Below are 16,423 nucleotides of genomic sequence, written 5' to 3'. Positions count from 1 at the left end.
CATCTTCAACGCTGACATTCGGATCCTAGTCCTTGACCAATTTGTCGGGGCTTAGGCCGTACTTCTTGGCGAGCTCAGCAAGCGTCCCCTTGCTGATGAGCGCCTTGACGGCCTTGGCCACGGGCTCGCTCAGCGGGCCGCCCTTGACCGTGAACACACCGAACGTCGTGTCGGTCGGGAAGATCCCCTCGACGGGGACCAGTGCGCCGTTGCTCTTGGACACGATGTCCGCGATCGCGACGTCGGTTTCCACCAGTGCGTCGGCCTTGCCGTTGGTTACGGCCAGGACCGTCTCGGCGACCTTGGGATATTCGGCCACGTTGATGTTTCCTTTGCCGCCCTGGACGCACTTCTCGCCCAGCGCCCGGACGGTGGCGGCGTTGGCCCCGCCGTTCTGAGCCGCCACTGTCTTGCCGCACAGATCGTCTGCGACCTTGATGTTGTCCTTGTTCTTGGCATTGACGATGATGCCGGGGCCCGTGTTGAGGTACTTGGCGCCGTCGGCCACCTGCAGGCGGGCCTCGCTCGTGTACAGGCCGGACCACATGACGTCGCAGCGCTTGGCCTGCAGGGCAGGCATGAGACCGTCGAAGGCGGCCTGCTGGAAGGTCGGGGTGAGGCCCCAGTAGGACGCGAGGGCGCGCGCACCGTCGGCGTCAAAGCCGATGATGTCTCCGGTGGTTCCGTTGCTGAAGTACTCGAGTGGGGCGTATTCGGGGTCGATGCAGATCTTCAGCTGGCCGCCGCTGATGAGCCCGCTCGGCGCGGCCTCTACCGCGGCGGCCGTTGAGGCGGTGCTTGCGGGACCGGATCCGCCTCCGCAGGCGGAGAGTGACAGCGCGAGGATTGCTGTGCCGAGGAGGCTGGCAGTCTTCTTCAAGGCCATCTCGCTTTCGAGTTAGTTAGTGGTGTAGCTCACACCGGCCAGTGGATGAGATGACCGTAGCCCCATGTCGAGTCCGTGACAAGCAATCGAATTGTTACATAGCGGACTTGGTGATTCTTTTGTTCGGCGACTCGACAGAAGGGCCACTCTTCGGCCTGAATCAATCGTTAGTTTCTCGCTTTTCGTCAGTTCGACTGAGATAAGATTCTTTCGGGATTATTCCGCTCGGGGTCCGGAGGGTAGCCATGGTCGACATCGACGAACAGATCTTCTCCCTGCTGCAGGACGACGGGCGTGCCAGTTACTCCGCCATGGCGCACCACATCGGGGTATCGCGGGCCGCGATCACTGCCCGGGTCGATGCGCTCATGGCCGATGGCTCACTTCGCGTCGTCTCGGCAACCCACCCCGACTTCCTGGGCCTTCACTCCATCTCGCACGTGTCGATCCAGACAGACGGACCCTCGGACCCTGTCATTGAGGCGCTTTCCTCCTGGCCGGCCGTCGTGCTGGTGTTGGGCGTGGGCGGCATCCACAACCTCGTGGTCGAAATCCGGCTCCCCAACCAGGTGGACCTCTATGCCACGATCGGCCGGATCCGTTCCCTGCCGGGGGTCATGACCGTGAACACCCTGGTCTATGTTGATGTGGTCAAGGGCATCTTCATGCCGCGGCATGCGCTGCCGGAGAACGTCAAGGTCGACGACGTCGATCTGCGGCTCATGCGCCAGCTCGAGCAGGACGGCCGCATGAGCTACAAGGATCTGGCTCCGCTCCTGGGGCTTTCTCCCAGCGCGGTGCGGAACCGCGTCAACTACCTGCTCGACAATCACGTGATCCGCATTGGGGCCGCCCACAACCGGCGGGGCAGAACCCGCAACGTCGCGACGGGGCTTGGCGTGAACCTGCGGGGTGATGGGGCATCGGTGATTGATGTCATGGCCGCCCTGCCCGGCATCGAGTTCCTGGCCCGCACAATCGGCCGGTTCGATCTGGTCGCCACGCTGTCCGCTGACTCCGCGGCGACCCTCCGCCAACTCATCGACCGGCTCAGGAATGTTGACGACGTGGTCAAGATCGAGTCCTGGACACACCTTGAGGTTTTCAAGGAGCGGTACGAATGGCCCGTCCCGGCCGCGGTTCTCGAAGCAGCAGTGTGACGATGTGCCTAGCCGGCGAAGAACGCGCTGAGCTCGGAGATGAGCTTGTCCGGCGCCTTGTTGACGCCGTCGTGGCCCATGCCGGGCAGGATGGTGTAGCTGGAGCCGGAGAGCACGTCGTGGATCTGGGCGCAGGCCACCCCGAAGTACGCCGGGCTCCTTTCGCCCACAATGATCAGTGTCTCCAGGGGCAGTGCCAGGAACGGTTCGGCCGGCATGTCGGCGGCGATGATGGCCTTGATCTCGCGGACGCCGGTCTGCATGAGGTCGCGCATCTGCTTGCCGATCGGGGTGCCGGCCGTGAGCTTGTTCGCGAGGGTCAGCATGGACAGCGGCATCCGGGACAGGGCGCTGCCGGTCTCAAGGCCCCTGACCAGCACGGCGAGGGCGCGGTCGTCGTCGCCGGCCGCCGTCGCCCGCTGGTATTCGGCGGTCCAGTCCGCGGTGACGCTGTGGTTCACGGACACGGCGGGGTCGTACACGGCCAGGCGTTCCACCGGCAGGGTGCGGGCCGCGTGCAGCGCGACCGCGCCGCCGAAGCTGTGTCCGAAGACGTCGGTGCTGGAGGTGTGCTTCATCACCGCGTCGAGGTCGTAGATGTCCACGTCAAGGGTGTAGTCCTCCGGCTGCGCGGAGGAGGAGCCGCGGCCGCGCCTGTTGAAGGTGTGGACCGGCCTGCCGAGGGAAGCGCTGAGTTTCTGCGCGAACCGGGTGTAGTCGGCGGCGGTCACCATGGACGCAGGCACGACGACGATGCCCGAGCCCGCCGAGGTCAGCTCGGCGCCCGTGCTCAAAAGCTCAATCGTTCCGCCGTCGGGGGTTCTGATGTTCTCGCGGGTCATGTTCCGAGCCTAGCCGAGCACGCGCCGCAGTGCAGTAAGCAGCGCAGTAGGGTGCCCGGGCTGGCCGGGTACCGCTAGCTGCCCAGCCGGCCGCCGGAGACCTCGAGGTAGCAGGAGCCGCAGAGCGACTCGTACCAGACGTCCTGGCCGTCGATGGCGACCTGGTCGCCGTCGAACACCACCTGCTCGCCGGCCCGGCGGGTGTTGAAGATGGCCTTGCGGCCGCAGCGGCAGATGGTCTTGAGCTCTTCGAGCGTGTGCGCAATCTCAAGGAGCCGGAGCGAGCCGGGGAAGGCGCGGGTCCGGAAGTCCGTTCGGATGCCGTAGGCGAGCACCGGGACGTTGTCCAGGACGGCGATGCGGAAGAGGTCCTCCACCTGTTCCGGTTCGAGGAACTGGGCCTCGTCCACCAGCAGGCAGGCCACTGGCTGCTGGTCCATGTGCTCCAGCAGTGCATCGGGATCGTCCCCGGCGGCGTGCGCGGCGAACAGCCCGCGGGCGGAGGCCCCGGCCGGGATCAGGAAGTCCACAGAACGGGTCATGCCCAGGCGGGAGACGACGGCGGCGTCGCCCTTGGTGTCCACATCGGGCTTGGCGAGCAGGACCCGCTGGCCGCGTTCCTCGTAGTTGAAGGCCGTCTGCAGGAGCCCCGTCGATTTGCCGGAGTTCATCGCGCCGTAGCGGAAGTAGAGCTTGGCCAAGGGGGTCCTTTCGAAAGGGTCGCCCACCGATTCTAAGGTGCGGGCTTCAGCGGCCAGGCCTGAGCCGCCGTCTGCGCGCCCCGAGCGGCGGCAGGGCCCCGGATCCGCCGAGCAGGAACTTCGCGACGGTGAGGGCGAGCCGGTTTCCCGGCCGGATGGGGCCTTCGTGCAGCTGCCCCGGGACTACCGCGAAGCTGATGGCGGGCACGGCGGCGGCAAGCTGCCGCCCGGTTTCGGCGAAGTACGCAGGACTCCAGCCGCCGCTGAGCATCAGCGTCGGGGTGGTCACGGCGGCGAAGTCCGCCAGCTCGGCGTCGGCAGCCAGCACGGCCCGCAGCTCGGCGACGGCCGTTGGCAGCAGTTCCCGCATCTCGGCGCCCAGCCTGGTCCGGGCGGAAAGGATGCTGAGCATGCGCAGCGCGCCCAGCGGCAGCTTGGAAACCGGCCCCGCGGTCTCCAGGCCCTGGACCAGGTGGGCCCACGCCTCGTCGAGCTTTCCGGCGGCCACCGAACGCTCCAGTTCCGGCCGCCAGCGCCGGTTGAGGTCCCCGGAGAGGCTCACCGCAGCGTCATAGGTCACCATGCGGCGGATCGGCACGGTCTGCGCCGTCTGGAGGGCCACGAATCCGCCGTAGCTGTGCGCCACGGCATCACTTGCGCCGGTCTCGCGCAGCACGGCGGCCAGATCCGCGATTTCCGTCGCTGCCGAGTACCCGGCGGGCTGGGGCGAGGATCCGGCGCGCCCGCGCCGGTTGTAACAGTGCACCGGCCGCCCCAGCAGGCGGCTGAGTTTCCGGGCAAAGGGCAGGTAGAGCGCGTCGGTCACCAGGGTCCCGTGCACGACGACGACGCCGGCTGCCCCTGCGGGGGCGGGCCGCGTTACCGTTCCGGTGCCGGCTGGCGCCGCTGCCGCGCCCGCCTCCGTGGCGGTGTCCGCGGTTACCGGCCGGAAGGTGTGCAGTTCGAGGTGCCCCTCGCCGTCGTCCGTCCCGATAATCCACGTCTCCACAGCCCCGAGTCTATTCCCGCAGCGCTCCCCCACCCGGGTGCCGGCCGGGCAGAACTGCACGGGCGGAACTCCCGGTAAACTTGGGGATTGTGACTTCCCAAAACACCCCCGCCCCGAACACCGCCGCCGAGCCCCACGACGCCAGCGAGCAGACGCGCATCCGCATGGAGAAGCGCGCCAAGCTGATCGAGCGCGGCGTCGAGGCGTATCCGGTGGGTGTCGAGCGCACGCATTCGCTGAGTGAAATCCGCGAAAAGTACGCGCACCTCCAGGCTGACGAGACCACGGGCGACGTCGTCGGCGTGACCGGCCGCATCGTCTTCATCCGGAACACCGGCAAGCTCTGCTTCGCCACCCTCCAGGAGGGCGGCGTCGACGGCAAGGCCGTCCGGCTCCAGGCCATGCTGAGCCTGGCCAACATCGGTGAGGAGGCGCTCGCGGACTGGAAGGCCCTCGTGGACCTCGGAGACCACGTCTTCATCAAGGGCGAGGTCATCTCTTCCCGGCGCGGCGAGCTCTCCGTCATGGCCGACTCCTGGTCCATGGCATCCAAGGCACTGCGCCCGCTGCCCGTGCTGCACGCCGAACTCAACGAGGAAACCCGCGTCCGCCAGCGTTACGTGGACCTCATGGTCCGCGACGAGGCACGCGAGATGGTCTACACCCGGGCCGCGGTCACCCGTTCCATCCGGGAGACCCTGCACCGCCAGGGCTACGTCGAGGTGGAAACCCCGATGCTGCAGCTGGTCCATGGCGGCGCCACGGCGCGCCCCTTCGAGACGCACATGAACGCGTTCGACCAGAAGATGACGCTGCGCATCGCCACCGAGCTGTACCTCAAGCGCACGGTGGTCGGCGGCATCGACCGCGTCTATGACATGGGCCGCGTCTTCCGCAACGAGGGCGTGGACTCCACCCACAGCCCCGAGTTCACCACCCTGGAGAGCTACGAGGCCTGGGCCGACCAGTTCGTCATGGCGGACCGGATCAAGGAAATCATCCTCGACGCCGCCGACGCCGCCGGTGTGGGCCGCGTCCTGCAGACCGAGGCCGGCGAGATCAACCTCGACGGCGACTGGGCCTGGATGGCTGTCTACCCGGGGCTCTCCGAAGCCGTGGGCCAGGAAGTCACCCCCGACACCCCGGCCTCCGAGCTGCTGGAGCTTGCCGCCAGGCACGAGGTCAAGGTCGACGCCAACTGGGAGGCCGAGAAGCTCGTCGTCGAGCTCTTCGGTGAGCTGGTGGAACCCACCCTGCTCAACCCCACCTTCGTCTACGACTATCCGCCGTCCGCCCAGCCGCTGGCCCGCCAGCACCGCAAGGACGACCGGCTGATCGAGGCCTGGGACCTGATCATCGGCGGCATGGAGCGCGGTACCGCGTTCTCCGAACTGATCGACCCCGTCATCCAGCGCGAACGCCTCACCGAGCAGTCCCGCCGCTCCGCCGCGGGCGATGTCGAGGCCATGCATTTGGACGAGGACTTCCTCCGTGCCCTGGAATACGGCGCCCCGCCGATGGGCGGAATCGGCCTGGGCATCGACCGGCTGGTCATGCTCTTCACCGGTGCAGGCATCCGCGAGACCATACTTTTCCCCCTGCTGAAGCCCGAAGGACACTGAGCGTGGACTACATTGCCGTATTGCTGCCGTCCGTCGTCGTCGGCCTGATTTTCTGGTTTGCCATGAAATCCATATTCAATGCCGACAAATCCGAGCGGCAGGCCGAGGCGCGCGCCCAGGCGGAGGCAGAAGAACGTAGCCAAGGGCAGGATGCCGGCCCTGCGGACGGTCAATTCCCGGGACAGAACTAATAGCGCCCTATTGCGGACTGTGGTTTTCCTTTGGAAAGTGTTTGCCGCTTTGACTCCCTGCCGTAAACCGGAGGATACTTTTTACAGATACATCCTGCTTTTCTAAACGCTCGTCCTTTTGGAAAGAGAGTCTTTATGGCACAGAAAGTAAAAATCATCCTTGTCGATGATCTGGATGGGGGATCCGCGGACGAAACTGTCCGGTTTGGCCTTGACGGCGTCAGCTATGAAATAGACCTGTCGTCGAGTAATGCCTCAGAACTCCGCACCGCAGTGGAGCGGTTTGTTTCACACGCACGCAAGACATCAAGCGGCCGCGCCACGCGCACCAAAATTTCAAGCGGACGGAATCAGGACTCTGCCCAGATCCGTCAGTGGGCCCGTGACAACGGCTATGCGGTAAACAGCCGCGGACGTATCCAGGCGGAAATTCAGGAAGCCTACCAAAAGGCAAATTCCTAGCCGGACGCCCTGCTTGCAGGCACCACATCAAATGACTTTGCCCCCGCCGTTTGGCGGGGGCAAAGTCATTTGGCCGGTCAACCGCGTCAAGGGTCAACCGCCGACGGCGACACCGGGCCGGCGCCTCGGCTGCATCCTGCACGACGAGGTGAGACTTCGCGCCCATGTCTGGCCAAGACATGGGCGCGAAGTCTCACTTCGACGGCTTAAGTGCGCTGCCGGGACGCCCCGGCTGGCGGCCCGGACGCGCCCCGGTTTCCCCTGTGGCGAACAAGCCCCAATTCTTGAACCCGGCCACGTAGCATCAAAGTACGTCGTAGCTAGGAGTGTGGCGAAATGTTTGAGCGATTTACGGACCGTGCCCGTCGCGTAGTTGTGCTTGCCCAAGAAGAGGCACGCATGCTGAACCACAATTACATTGGTACCGAACACATCCTCTTGGGTCTGATCCATGAGGGTGAAGGTGTTGCCGCCAAAGCCCTTGAGTCCTTGGGTATTTCGCTCGACGGTGTCCGCGAGCAGGTGCAGGAGATCATCGGCCAGGGCCAGCAGGCCCCGTCCGGCCACATCCCCTTCACGCCGCGCGCCAAGAAGGTACTGGAGCTCTCGCTGCGCGAGGCCCTGCAGCTGGGACACAACTACATCGGCACCGAGCACATCCTGCTCGGCCTCATCCGCGAGGGTGAAGGCGTTGCCGCCCAGGTGCTGGTCAAGCTCGGCGCTGACCTGAACCGGGTCCGCCAACAGGTCATCCAACTGCTGTCCGGCTACCAGGGCAAGGAAACCACGGGCGCAGGCGTCGGCCCAGGCCAGGCCGAGGGCACCCCCGCCGGTTCCGTCGTCCTGGACCAGTTCGGCCGCAACCTGACCCAGGCTGCACGCGAGAACAAGCTTGACCCCGTGATCGGGCGCGAGCATGAAATGGAACGCGTCATGCAGGTCCTTTCCCGCCGTACCAAGAACAACCCGGTGCTGATCGGCGAGCCGGGCGTCGGCAAGACCGCCGTCGTCGAGGGCCTTGCCCAGGCGATTGTCCGCGGCGACGTACCCGAGACGCTGAAGGACAAGCAGCTGTACACCCTGGACCTCGGGTCCCTCGTGGCCGGCTCCCGCTACCGCGGTGACTTCGAAGAGCGCCTCAAGAAGGTGCTCAAGGAGATCCGCACCCGTGGTGACATCATCCTGTTCATCGACGAGATCCACACGCTTGTGGGTGCGGGAGCCGCCGAAGGTGCCATCGATGCGGCCTCGATCCTGAAGCCCATGCTGGCCCGCGGCGAGCTCCAGACCATCGGTGCGACCACGCTGGATGAATACCGCAAGCACATCGAGAAGGATGCTGCCCTGGAACGCCGTTTCCAGCCGATCCAGGTCAAGGAGCCTTCGGTTGCGCACGCGATCGAGATCCTCAAGGGACTCCGCGATCGGTACGAGGCACACCACCGGGTCACGATCACCGACGGCGCCCTCGCCTCGGCGGCGCAACTCTCGGATCGTTATGTTTCGGACCGTTTCCTGCCGGACAAGGCGATCGACCTGATCGACGAGGCCGGCGCACGGCTGCGCATCCGCCGGATGACGGCCCCGCCCGAGCTGAAGGTCATGGACGAGCGCATCGCGGCGATGAAGCTGGAGAAGGAATCCGCGATCGACGCGCAGGACTTCGAAGGCGCCGCGGCGCTGCGCGACAAGGAGCAGAAGCTCATTGCCGAGCGTGCCGAGAAGGAACGCCTGTGGAAGACCGGCGGCATGGACGACATCTCCGAAGTTGATGAGGACCTCATCGCCGAGGTGCTGGCGAACTCCACCGGCATTCCGGTCTTCAAGCTCACCGAGGAAGAGTCCTCGCGCCTGCTGAAGATGGAGGACGAGCTGCACAAGCGCGTCGTTGGCCAGGACGAGGCCATTCGCGCCCTGTCCCAGGCCATCCGCCGCACCCGTGCGGGCCTCAAGGACCCGAAGCGTCCGGGCGGTTCGTTCATCTTCGCCGGCCCCACGGGCGTCGGCAAGACGGAGCTCGCCAAGGCCCTCGCCGAGTTCCTGTTCGGCGAAGAAGACGCACTGATCACCCTGGACATGTCCGAGTACTCGGAGAAGCACACGGTATCGCGTCTCTTCGGTGCCCCTCCGGGCTACGTGGGCTACGAGGAAGGCGGACAGCTGACCGAGAAGGTCCGCCGTCGTCCGTTCTCCGTGGTGCTGTTCGACGAAGTGGAGAAGGCGCACGCCGATCTCTTCAACTCGCTGCTGCAGATCCTGGAAGACGGCCGGCTGACCGACTCCCAGGGCCGCGTGGTGGACTTCAAGAACACCGTGATCATCATGACCACCAACCTCGGCACCCGCGACATCTCCAAGAGCGTGGCCACCGGCTTCCAGTCCGGCACGGATACGCAGACCGGCTACAACCGGATGCGCGCCCGCGTCACGGAGGAGCTCAAGCAGCACTTCCGTCCCGAGTTCCTGAACCGTGTTGACGACGTTGTGGTCTTCCCGCAGCTGACCCAGGACGAGATCATCGAGATCGTGGACATGATGATCGGCCGGCTGGAGAAGCGCCTCAAGGACAAGGACATGGGCATCGAGCTCACGACCGCGGCCAAGGTGCTCCTGGCAACCCGCGGCTACGATCCCGCGATGGGTGCCCGGCCGCTGCGCCGCACCATCCAGCGCGAGATCGAGGACCAGCTCTCGGAAAAGATCCTCTTCGGGGAGCTGCACGGTGGCGACATCGTGGTGGTGGATGTGGACGGCGAAGGCGACGACGCCAAGTTCACCTTCGCCGGCAACGCCAAGCCGCGCATCCCGGAGATCGCTCCGAGCGTCTAAGTTCCCACGCAAAAGGCCCCGTCCGCTCCAGCAAGGAGTGGGTGGGGCCTTTGCTTTGCCCCGCCCTCGGGCCTGCCGGCCTAGTGATGATCTGAAAGTACCGTTTCACTCTCAGTGAACTTGGTGTGATCCGGGCCACAGGGGGTGTTGAATCGGTGCATGGCTTCCACCGATTCAGAGATCCTGAGCGAAAAACCCGAAACCCCGTTCCATGACCTGGACCACTACCTTGCGATTCCCAGGGTCAGCGGCCTGACGCTGAGCCCCGATGGCGGGCGGCTGGTCACCACCGTGGCCACGCTCAACGCCAAGGGCACCGAATTTTGTACCGCCCTGTGGGAACTCGATCCGGAAGGGCAGAGGCAGGCCCGCCGGATCACGCGCAGCGCCAAGGGGGAGGCCGGCGCCGTGTTCGCGGCCAACGGCGATCTCTACTTCACCTCCGCCCGTCCCGATCCGGACAGCCCCGAGGCGGACCCCGTCAGCGCACTGTGGCTGCTTCCGTCCGACGGCGGCGAGGCCCGCGTCGTGCTCTCGCGCGCCGGCGGGATCAGTGGAGTCCTGGCCGCCAAGGAGACCGGCGGGCTGTTCGTGAGCGCCGCCGTGCTGGCCGGTTCCACCGGCGAGGACAATGACGAGCAGCGCCGCAAGGCCCGCAAGGACAACAAGGTGGCCGCCATCCTGCACAGCGGCTACCCCGTGCGCTACTGGGATGCCGATCTGGGGCCGGCGCAGCCGCGGCTTTTCGCCGTCGAGCCCGGCGAGGAGAAGGAACCGGGCAAGCCCGCCACGGTGGACGCCACCGCGCCCCTCAAGCTCCGCAACCTGACTCCGGACGTCGGAAACGGGCTCCGTGAAGCGGATTCGGTCGTCAGCCCGGACGGGAAGACCATCTACAGCAGCTTCAACAAGCCGCTCGCGAACGCGGACACGCGGTCCGTGCTGGTCGCGATCGACGTGGCCACCGGAACCCGAACCGTCCTGCTCGACGTCGAGGGTATGAGCTATTTCCCGGGGCCGGTCAGCCCCGACAACCGGACCCTCGTGGTACGCAGCGAAAGCGACACGACTCCTCTCGCAGCCCCGCAGGTCAAGCTGCACCTGCTCGACGTTTCCGGCGACGCCGCAGTTTCCGGTGACGCAGGCAAAGCAGGCCTGGCGCCGCTCGCCCGTGACTGGGACCGCTGGCCCCGCCCCGCGGCGTGGCTGCCGGACGGATCCGGCCTGCTGGTCACTGCCGACGAGGACGGCTCCTCGCCGGTTTTCCGGATCGGAGTCCCCGGCGGGACCGCCGACGCCAGCCAGGCCACCCGCGTGACCGCCGACACGGCGGCCTACACCGACGTCGTGGTCTCCCCGGACGGGCGCAGCGCCTATGCGCTGCGCAGCTCCTACGAGTTCCCCGCGGAAGCCGTGCGGATCGACCTCGCCAGCGGCGGCGTCGTCCGCCTCCCGGCTCCCGCCGAGCGCCCGCAGTACCGCGGCTCGCTGGAACGCGTGGAGACGACGGCGGCAGACGGCTCCCGGGTACCGGCGTACCTGGCCATGCCGGAAGGCGCCTCGGCCGGAAACCCGGCCCCGCTGCTGCTCTGGATCCACGGCGGCCCGCTCGGATCCTGGAACGCCTGGACGTGGCGCTGGAACCCGTGGCTGCTCGTGGCCCGCGGCTACGCCGTCCTGCTGCCGGACCCGGCCCTCTCCACCGGCTACGGCCAGGACCACATCCAGCGCGGCTGGGGTGAATGGGGCAAGGCCCCGTATACGGACCTGATGGCCATCACTGACGCCGTCGTGCAGCGCCCGGACATCGACGAGACGCGCACGGCCGCCATGGGCGGCTCGTTCGGCGGCTACATGGCCAACTGGGTTGCCGGCCACACCGGCCGCTTCAAGGCGATCGTGACGCATGCCAGCCTCTGGGCCCTCGACCAGTTCGGCCCGACCACCGATGCCGCCCAGTACTGGCTCAAGGAAATGACGGCCGAGATGGCGCTGGAGAACTCCCCGCACCTGCACGTGGAGAACATCAGCACCCCCATGCTGGTCATCCACGGCGACAAGGACTACCGCGTGCCGATCGGCGAGGGGCTGCGGCTCTGGTACGAACTGCTCTCCAAATCGCAGCTGGCGGCCGACGAGAACGGCGACACCGACCACCGATTCCTGTACTTCCCGGACGAGAACCACTGGATCCTGCACCCGCAGCACGCGAAGGTCTGGTACGGAGTGGTCGAGCACTTCCTCGCCAAAAACCTGCTCGACAAGGACATCCCTGTCCCTGCCGAGCTCGGGTTGTAGGTCGCTCCCGGCCTGAACCAAGCACAGTACGGCGTCGCCGTAAGATTGGGCTGTGACTGAGACGATCCGCATCCGCCCTGCCCGCACCAGTGATGTGGCGGCCATCAAGTCGCTGGTGGCGCCGCTGGCCGAGCATCGGATCCTCATGGCGAAGGAGACAGTGGCCTACTACGAAAGCCTGCAGGAGTTCCGGATCGCCGAATCCGCCGACGGCGAGGTGATCGGCTGCGGGGCGCTGCACGTCATGTGGGAGGACCTGGCCGAGGTGCGCACGCTCGCGGCCTCCGACGACTGGCGCGGCAAGGGCGTGGGGCATCTGCTGGTGGAGCGCCTCCTGGAGGATGCCAAGGCCTTGGGGGTGTCCCGTGTGTTCTGCCTGACGTTCGAGGTGGGCTTCTTCAAGAAACACGGGTTCGAGGTCATGGCGGACCAGAGTGCCGTGGACCCGGTGGTCTATTCGGAGCTGCTGCGTTCGCATGACGAGGGTGTCGCCGAGTTCCTGGACCTCGCGCGGGTGAAGCCAAACACCCTGGGCAACACCAGGATGATCAAGGCGCTGTAGAGGCGCTGCGGCTCGGGGTCTTCCGATCAATAAATTTGCCCGGACCAGACGTCGGCAAGGGCCGGCTCGGACAGCCACCGTTTTCGTGGCTGGGCGGCGACGCCTGGCCGAACTTCCCGGCGTGGGCGGACAAGCAAACCTGACCCGCGCCGGCTCCGCGGCTGCTGCGAATCAGGCGGTTCGTGCAGGCTGCGCGATCCGCCTCAGCCGTTTGAAACCGGGAGCCTACCGCTGGCAGGGCCCCGGTAGTAGGGTCTAAGCAAGCAGCCAGGACACCATCCAGGGAGCACAGCCATGAAGAAGCTCATCAACGATCCCCGTGCCGTGGTCGACGAGTCAGTGGAGGGGTTCGGGCTTGCTCATGCCGACCTCGTGACCGTCAGCCCGGACCCCAAGTACATCGTCCGGAAGGACGCCCCCGTGGCGGGCAAAGTGGGTCTCGTCTCCGGCGGAGGCAGCGGCCATGAGCCGCTTCATGGCGGCTATGTGGGCAGGGGAATGCTCGACGCCGCCGTGCCGGGTGCCGTGTTCACCTCGCCCACACCCGACCAGATCCTTCCCGCGACGCTTGCCGTGAACTCAGGTGCCGGCGTCGTGCATATCGTGAAGAACTACACCGGCGACGTGCTCAACTTCGAGACCGCAGCGGAACTGGCCCAGGCCGAAGGCGTGGAAATCCGGACAGTCCTGGTCAACGACGACGTCGCCGTGCAGGACTCGCTGTACACCGCCGGGCGGCGCGGCGTGGGCGGCACCGTCCTCGTGGAGAAGATCGCCGGCGCGGCCGCCGAGCGCGGAGACAACCTTGACGCGGTCGCCGCAGTCGGTGACCGCGTCAACCAGAACGTCCGCAGCATGGGCGTGGCGTTGTCCGCCTGCACCGTCCCGCACGCTGGGGTGCCCAGCTTCGAGCTTGAGGAAAACGAGATCGAGATCGGGATCGGCATCCACGGGGAGCCGGGCCGGCACCGCATCCCGATGGAAAACGCCGACGGCATCACGGACCGCCTGCTGGACCCCGTCGTCAGCGACCTCGGGCTCGCCTCCGGGGAGAAGGTGCTTCTGTTCGTCAACGGCATGGGCGGCACGCCGCTGAGCGAGCTGTACATCGTCTACCGACGGGCCGCGCAGGTGCTTGCCGGGAAGGGCGTCACCGTGGCGCGCTCGCTGGTGGGCAACTACATCACCGCCCTCGAGATGCAGGGCTGCTCCATCACGGTCCTGCGCCTCGACGACGAAATGACGGCCCTCTGGGACGCTCCCGTCCACACTGCGGCCCTCCGTTGGGGCGTCTGACCGTGGGACTGGACGTCAACTGGGCGGTGCGGTGGCTCACCCTGTCCGCCCAGGCCATGGCGGATCACCGGGTGGAGCTGATCGAGCTGGACCGGCCGATCGGAGATTCCGATCACGGCGAGAACATGGACCGCGGCTTCAAGGCCGTGATGGACAAACTCGCCGAATCGCCTCCGGAAACCCCGGCGGCGGCCCTGAAACTGACTGCCATGACCCTGATGTCGAAGGTGGGGGGAGCTGCCGGGCCGCTCTACGGCACCGCCTTCCTGCGCGCTGCGACGGCGCTCGGGGAGACGGCCGACGTCGACGCCGCCACCCTGGCGGCGGCCCTGCAGGCCGCCCGCGACGGCATTGTCGCCCGCGGCAAGGCGGAGTCGGGGGACAAGACGATGGTGGACGCCTGGACTCCCGCCGTCGAGGCTGCTGCTGCGGCCGCCGTTTCCGCCGGAAACGGCGACGTCCATAAGGTGTTGCTGGCCGCAGCGGAGGCGGCCGAGACCGGGGCCGTGTCCACTGATCCGATGCTCGCCCGCAAGGGCCGCGCCAGCTATCTGGGGGAGCGCAGCATCGGCCACCGCGATCCGGGAGCCGTTTCCAGCGCCCTGATCCTGCGCGCCGCGGCCGGAGCTGCCGAATGACGGTCCGGCTCGTCGTCGTATCCCACAGTGAAAAAATCGCCGACGGCGCAGTTGAACTTGCCGCGCAGATGGCGCCCGATGTCGTGATCCTTGCCGCCGGGGGTACCGACGACGGCCGGATCGGCACGAGCCTGGAGAAGGTGATGGCGGCCCTCGAACAGGCCGCCAGCGGGGGCGTCGGCATTGTCGTACTGACCGATCTCGGATCGGCGGTGATGACCGCGGAATCGGCGGTGGAATTCTCGGCGGATCCCGGGTCCGTGCTGCTGGCCGATGCGCCCCTGGTGGAGGGACTTGTGGCTGCCGCGGTGGCAGCCCAGGCCGGGGCGGACGCGGAGGCGGTGAAGGAGGCCGCCGAGGCCGTCTACCGGCCGCCGGTTGCGCGGGAAGCGCCCGTGCACGAGCACCAGCAGCCGCCGGACGCTATGGGCGACTTCGAACTCGTCAACCAGACGGGCATGCATGCTCGGCCGGCGGCGAAGATTGCGGGCGGTCTGTCAGGCCTGGACGCCGACGTGACAGTCAACGGCGTTGACGGGGCATCGATGACCGCACTCATGATGCTCGCCGCCGGCAAGGGAACGGTGTTGCACGTCGAGGCAAGCGGCCCGGACGCGGCCAAGGCAATCGACTATCTGGACCGCCTGGTGAAGTCCGGCTTCGGGGAACCCTAGGGCCGGAGCCTCAGCCCGTGCCGGCTGTGGTCAGGTCCGGTTCTGCCTGGTCCTGCCGTGACAGGCTCCACGCCATCCATCCGCCGGCGGCCGCCGTGAGCAGGGCTCCGATGGGCTGGGTCGGCAGGCTGCTTCCCGTGGTCGCCTGCCCCAGCACCACGCCCAGGACGTAGAAGAGTACGGCGCCGGCCACCCATATTGCGCCGGCCCAGCGCGGAAGTGTCCGGGAATGCCATACGGCAACCCCCAGGAGCACGTTGCCAACGAGGGCGAGCAGGAGGCCAAGCAGGAACGAACCCGTCATGGCGGCTGGAAACTCCAGTTGCATGACTTCCTGGTTTCCGCCCAGATATGCCTTTCCGATCGCGGGGATGGCGAAAGTGGAGATCGCGGCGGGCACCAGCAACAAGGCGGTACCGGCGACAGCGATGACCGTTGCTGCCAGCGCCAGGCGGCCCACGCGGCTGTTTGCCAGGCAGCAGCCCAGCGCGAGGACGCCGAAGATCGCGAGGATGGTGCCGCCAGTGCTGCCGACCAGGTGGCTGATCTGGTAGGAGCCTGAGCTGACAAACCGCGCCCAGGCGTCCGGATCCTTCGCCTGGTCCGGCTGCGGCTCCAGCGTGGACCAGGCGGTGATCAGGCCGTAGACGGGCAGGGCCCACAACCCCGCACGGATCCACCGGCTGATGTTCTGCGCGTTCATTGACGTTCACCTTTCTCGACGGGGGCTACGCCGCCTGCCGGAGGCCGTTCGCGTCCAGCACCACGCCGGCCGTGATGAAGCTGCCGCACTGTTCCCCGTACGGGTACGCCACCCGCGGCGTGAAAGCCAGGGCCCGCACCGGCAACGGCTGCCCGGCCGCGCCGGTCCCCGTCACTGTCACCTCGATGAGGGACGCGGTCAGCGACTCAAGCATCAGCATGCCGGTCAGGGTGCCGTCCGGGGAAGAGGTAGCCGAACACACGCCGTCACCGCCGTAGGACCCAGGTTCGCAGCCCTGGTCAATGGGGGTGCTCCCGGGGACCAGGTCCAAGTCGGCCCCCATGCAGCGGCCGTCCTGGCATGCCTTGAGATGGATGGATTTCACTGAGCTGACGTACTCAGGAGCGACGGTCAATGCCACCACCGAAGCCTGGGCGATCGCCGGGCAGACCGTCTCGGCCCGGCACGAGGACGCCAGGAAAACCGTGGCCGTGAGGGCCACAATGACGGCCAACTTGCGCATACCCCCAGCCTAGGGCCGGGGGCCGTG

General features: G+C 66.9%; 16 protein-coding genes. 10 read left to right on the top strand and 6 right to left on the bottom strand.

Annotated features, from left to right (window positions below):
• Positions 1 to 25: 25 nt before the first annotated feature.
• Positions 26 to 880: a transporter substrate-binding domain-containing protein gene (locus ACQCSY_RS08230; RefSeq protein ID WP_427134738.1), complete on the bottom strand. Its 855-nt coding sequence runs from the start codon at positions 878 to 880 to the stop codon at positions 26 to 28.
• 251 nt (positions 881 to 1,131) lie between these two features.
• On the opposite strand from ACQCSY_RS08230, the gene ACQCSY_RS08225 reads away from it, so the two are divergent.
• Positions 1,132 to 2,046: an Lrp/AsnC family transcriptional regulator gene (locus tag ACQCSY_RS08225; protein ID WP_427134736.1), complete on the top strand. Its 915-nt coding sequence runs from the start codon at positions 1,132 to 1,134 to the stop codon at positions 2,044 to 2,046.
• Positions 2,047 to 2,054: 8 nt separating this feature from the next.
• On the opposite strand, the gene ACQCSY_RS08220 is transcribed toward ACQCSY_RS08225, so the two are convergent.
• The 3 genes from ACQCSY_RS08220 to ACQCSY_RS08210 all read right to left on the bottom strand — a co-directional run bounded on the left by ACQCSY_RS08220 (position 2,055) and on the right by ACQCSY_RS08210 (position 4,598).
• Complete coding sequence (locus tag ACQCSY_RS08220) at positions 2,055 to 2,888, bottom strand: alpha/beta fold hydrolase (protein ID WP_427134734.1); 834 nt, start codon at positions 2,886 to 2,888, stop codon at positions 2,055 to 2,057.
• A 74-nt stretch (positions 2,889 to 2,962) separates the two neighbouring features.
• On the bottom strand, positions 2,963 to 3,589 hold the full coding sequence (locus ACQCSY_RS08215) for a thymidine kinase (protein ID WP_427134732.1): 627 nt from the start codon (positions 3,587 to 3,589) through the stop codon (positions 2,963 to 2,965).
• Between the two features lie 46 nt (positions 3,590 to 3,635).
• On the bottom strand, positions 3,636 to 4,598 hold the full coding sequence (locus ACQCSY_RS08210; RefSeq protein WP_427134731.1) for an alpha/beta fold hydrolase: 963 nt from the start codon (positions 4,596 to 4,598) through the stop codon (positions 3,636 to 3,638).
• An 89-nt stretch (positions 4,599 to 4,687) separates the two neighbouring features.
• Between ACQCSY_RS08210 and lysS the strand changes: the two genes are divergently transcribed.
• From lysS to dhaM, 9 genes are all read left to right on the top strand, one after another.
• The gene (lysS, locus tag ACQCSY_RS08205) at positions 4,688 to 6,220 is read left to right on the top strand and encodes a lysine--tRNA ligase (protein ID WP_427134729.1); all 1,533 of its coding nucleotides are present in this window, start codon (positions 4,688 to 4,690) and stop codon (positions 6,218 to 6,220) included.
• 2 nt (positions 6,221 to 6,222) lie between these two features.
• Complete coding sequence (locus tag ACQCSY_RS08200; protein WP_427134727.1) at positions 6,223 to 6,411, top strand: hypothetical protein; 189 nt, start codon at positions 6,223 to 6,225, stop codon at positions 6,409 to 6,411.
• 135 nt (positions 6,412 to 6,546) lie between these two features.
• A complete protein-coding gene (locus ACQCSY_RS08195; RefSeq protein WP_427134725.1) occupies positions 6,547 to 6,873 on the top strand; it encodes a histone-like nucleoid-structuring protein Lsr2 in 327 nt (108 codons plus the stop codon).
• Between the two features lie 336 nt (positions 6,874 to 7,209).
• The gene (locus tag ACQCSY_RS08190; protein WP_427134724.1) at positions 7,210 to 9,702 is read left to right on the top strand and encodes an ATP-dependent Clp protease ATP-binding subunit; all 2,493 of its coding nucleotides are present in this window, start codon (positions 7,210 to 7,212) and stop codon (positions 9,700 to 9,702) included.
• A 159-nt stretch (positions 9,703 to 9,861) separates the two neighbouring features.
• Complete coding sequence (locus tag ACQCSY_RS08185; protein ID WP_427134722.1) at positions 9,862 to 12,000, top strand: prolyl oligopeptidase family serine peptidase; 2,139 nt, start codon at positions 9,862 to 9,864, stop codon at positions 11,998 to 12,000.
• Between the two features lie 52 nt (positions 12,001 to 12,052).
• Positions 12,053 to 12,562, top strand: coding sequence for an amino-acid N-acetyltransferase (locus ACQCSY_RS08180; protein WP_427134720.1), 510 nt, complete (start codon positions 12,053 to 12,055; stop codon positions 12,560 to 12,562).
• Positions 12,563 to 12,856: 294 nt separating this feature from the next.
• Positions 12,857 to 13,858, top strand: a complete 1,002-nt coding sequence (gene dhaK, locus ACQCSY_RS08175; protein ID WP_427134718.1) for a dihydroxyacetone kinase subunit DhaK — start codon at positions 12,857 to 12,859, stop codon at positions 13,856 to 13,858.
• Between the two features lie 2 nt (positions 13,859 to 13,860).
• Entirely contained in the window at positions 13,861 to 14,496 is a 636-nt protein-coding gene (dhaL, locus tag ACQCSY_RS08170; RefSeq protein ID WP_427134716.1) for a dihydroxyacetone kinase subunit DhaL, read from the top strand.
• Positions 14,493 to 15,170 carry a dihydroxyacetone kinase phosphoryl donor subunit DhaM gene (gene dhaM / locus ACQCSY_RS08165; RefSeq protein WP_427134714.1) on the top strand — a complete coding sequence of 226 codons (678 nt, stop codon included), beginning with the start codon at positions 14,493 to 14,495 and terminating at the stop codon, positions 15,168 to 15,170. Before dhaL ends, dhaM begins: the two co-directional genes overlap by 4 nt.
• Before the next feature lie 10 nt (positions 15,171 to 15,180).
• On the opposite strand, the gene ACQCSY_RS08160 is transcribed toward dhaM, so the two are convergent.
• Together ACQCSY_RS08160 and ACQCSY_RS08155 are read right to left on the bottom strand one after the other, a co-directional pair.
• A complete protein-coding gene (locus ACQCSY_RS08160; protein ID WP_427134712.1) occupies positions 15,181 to 15,873 on the bottom strand; it encodes a hypothetical protein in 693 nt (230 codons plus the stop codon).
• Positions 15,874 to 15,898: 25 nt separating this feature from the next.
• Positions 15,899 to 16,396 carry a hypothetical protein gene (locus tag ACQCSY_RS08155; protein WP_427134710.1) on the bottom strand — a complete coding sequence of 166 codons (498 nt, stop codon included), beginning with the start codon at positions 16,394 to 16,396 and terminating at the stop codon, positions 15,899 to 15,901.
• Positions 16,397 to 16,423: the final 27 nt, after the last annotated feature.

The organism is Pseudarthrobacter sp. S9 (assembly GCF_050156545.1).
In the GTDB taxonomy this organism is placed as follows: Bacteria; Actinomycetota; Actinomycetes; order Actinomycetales; family Micrococcaceae; genus Arthrobacter.
The sequence above is the reverse complement of the archived record's forward strand: the minus strand, read 5'-3'. Positions and strand labels throughout refer to the sequence as shown.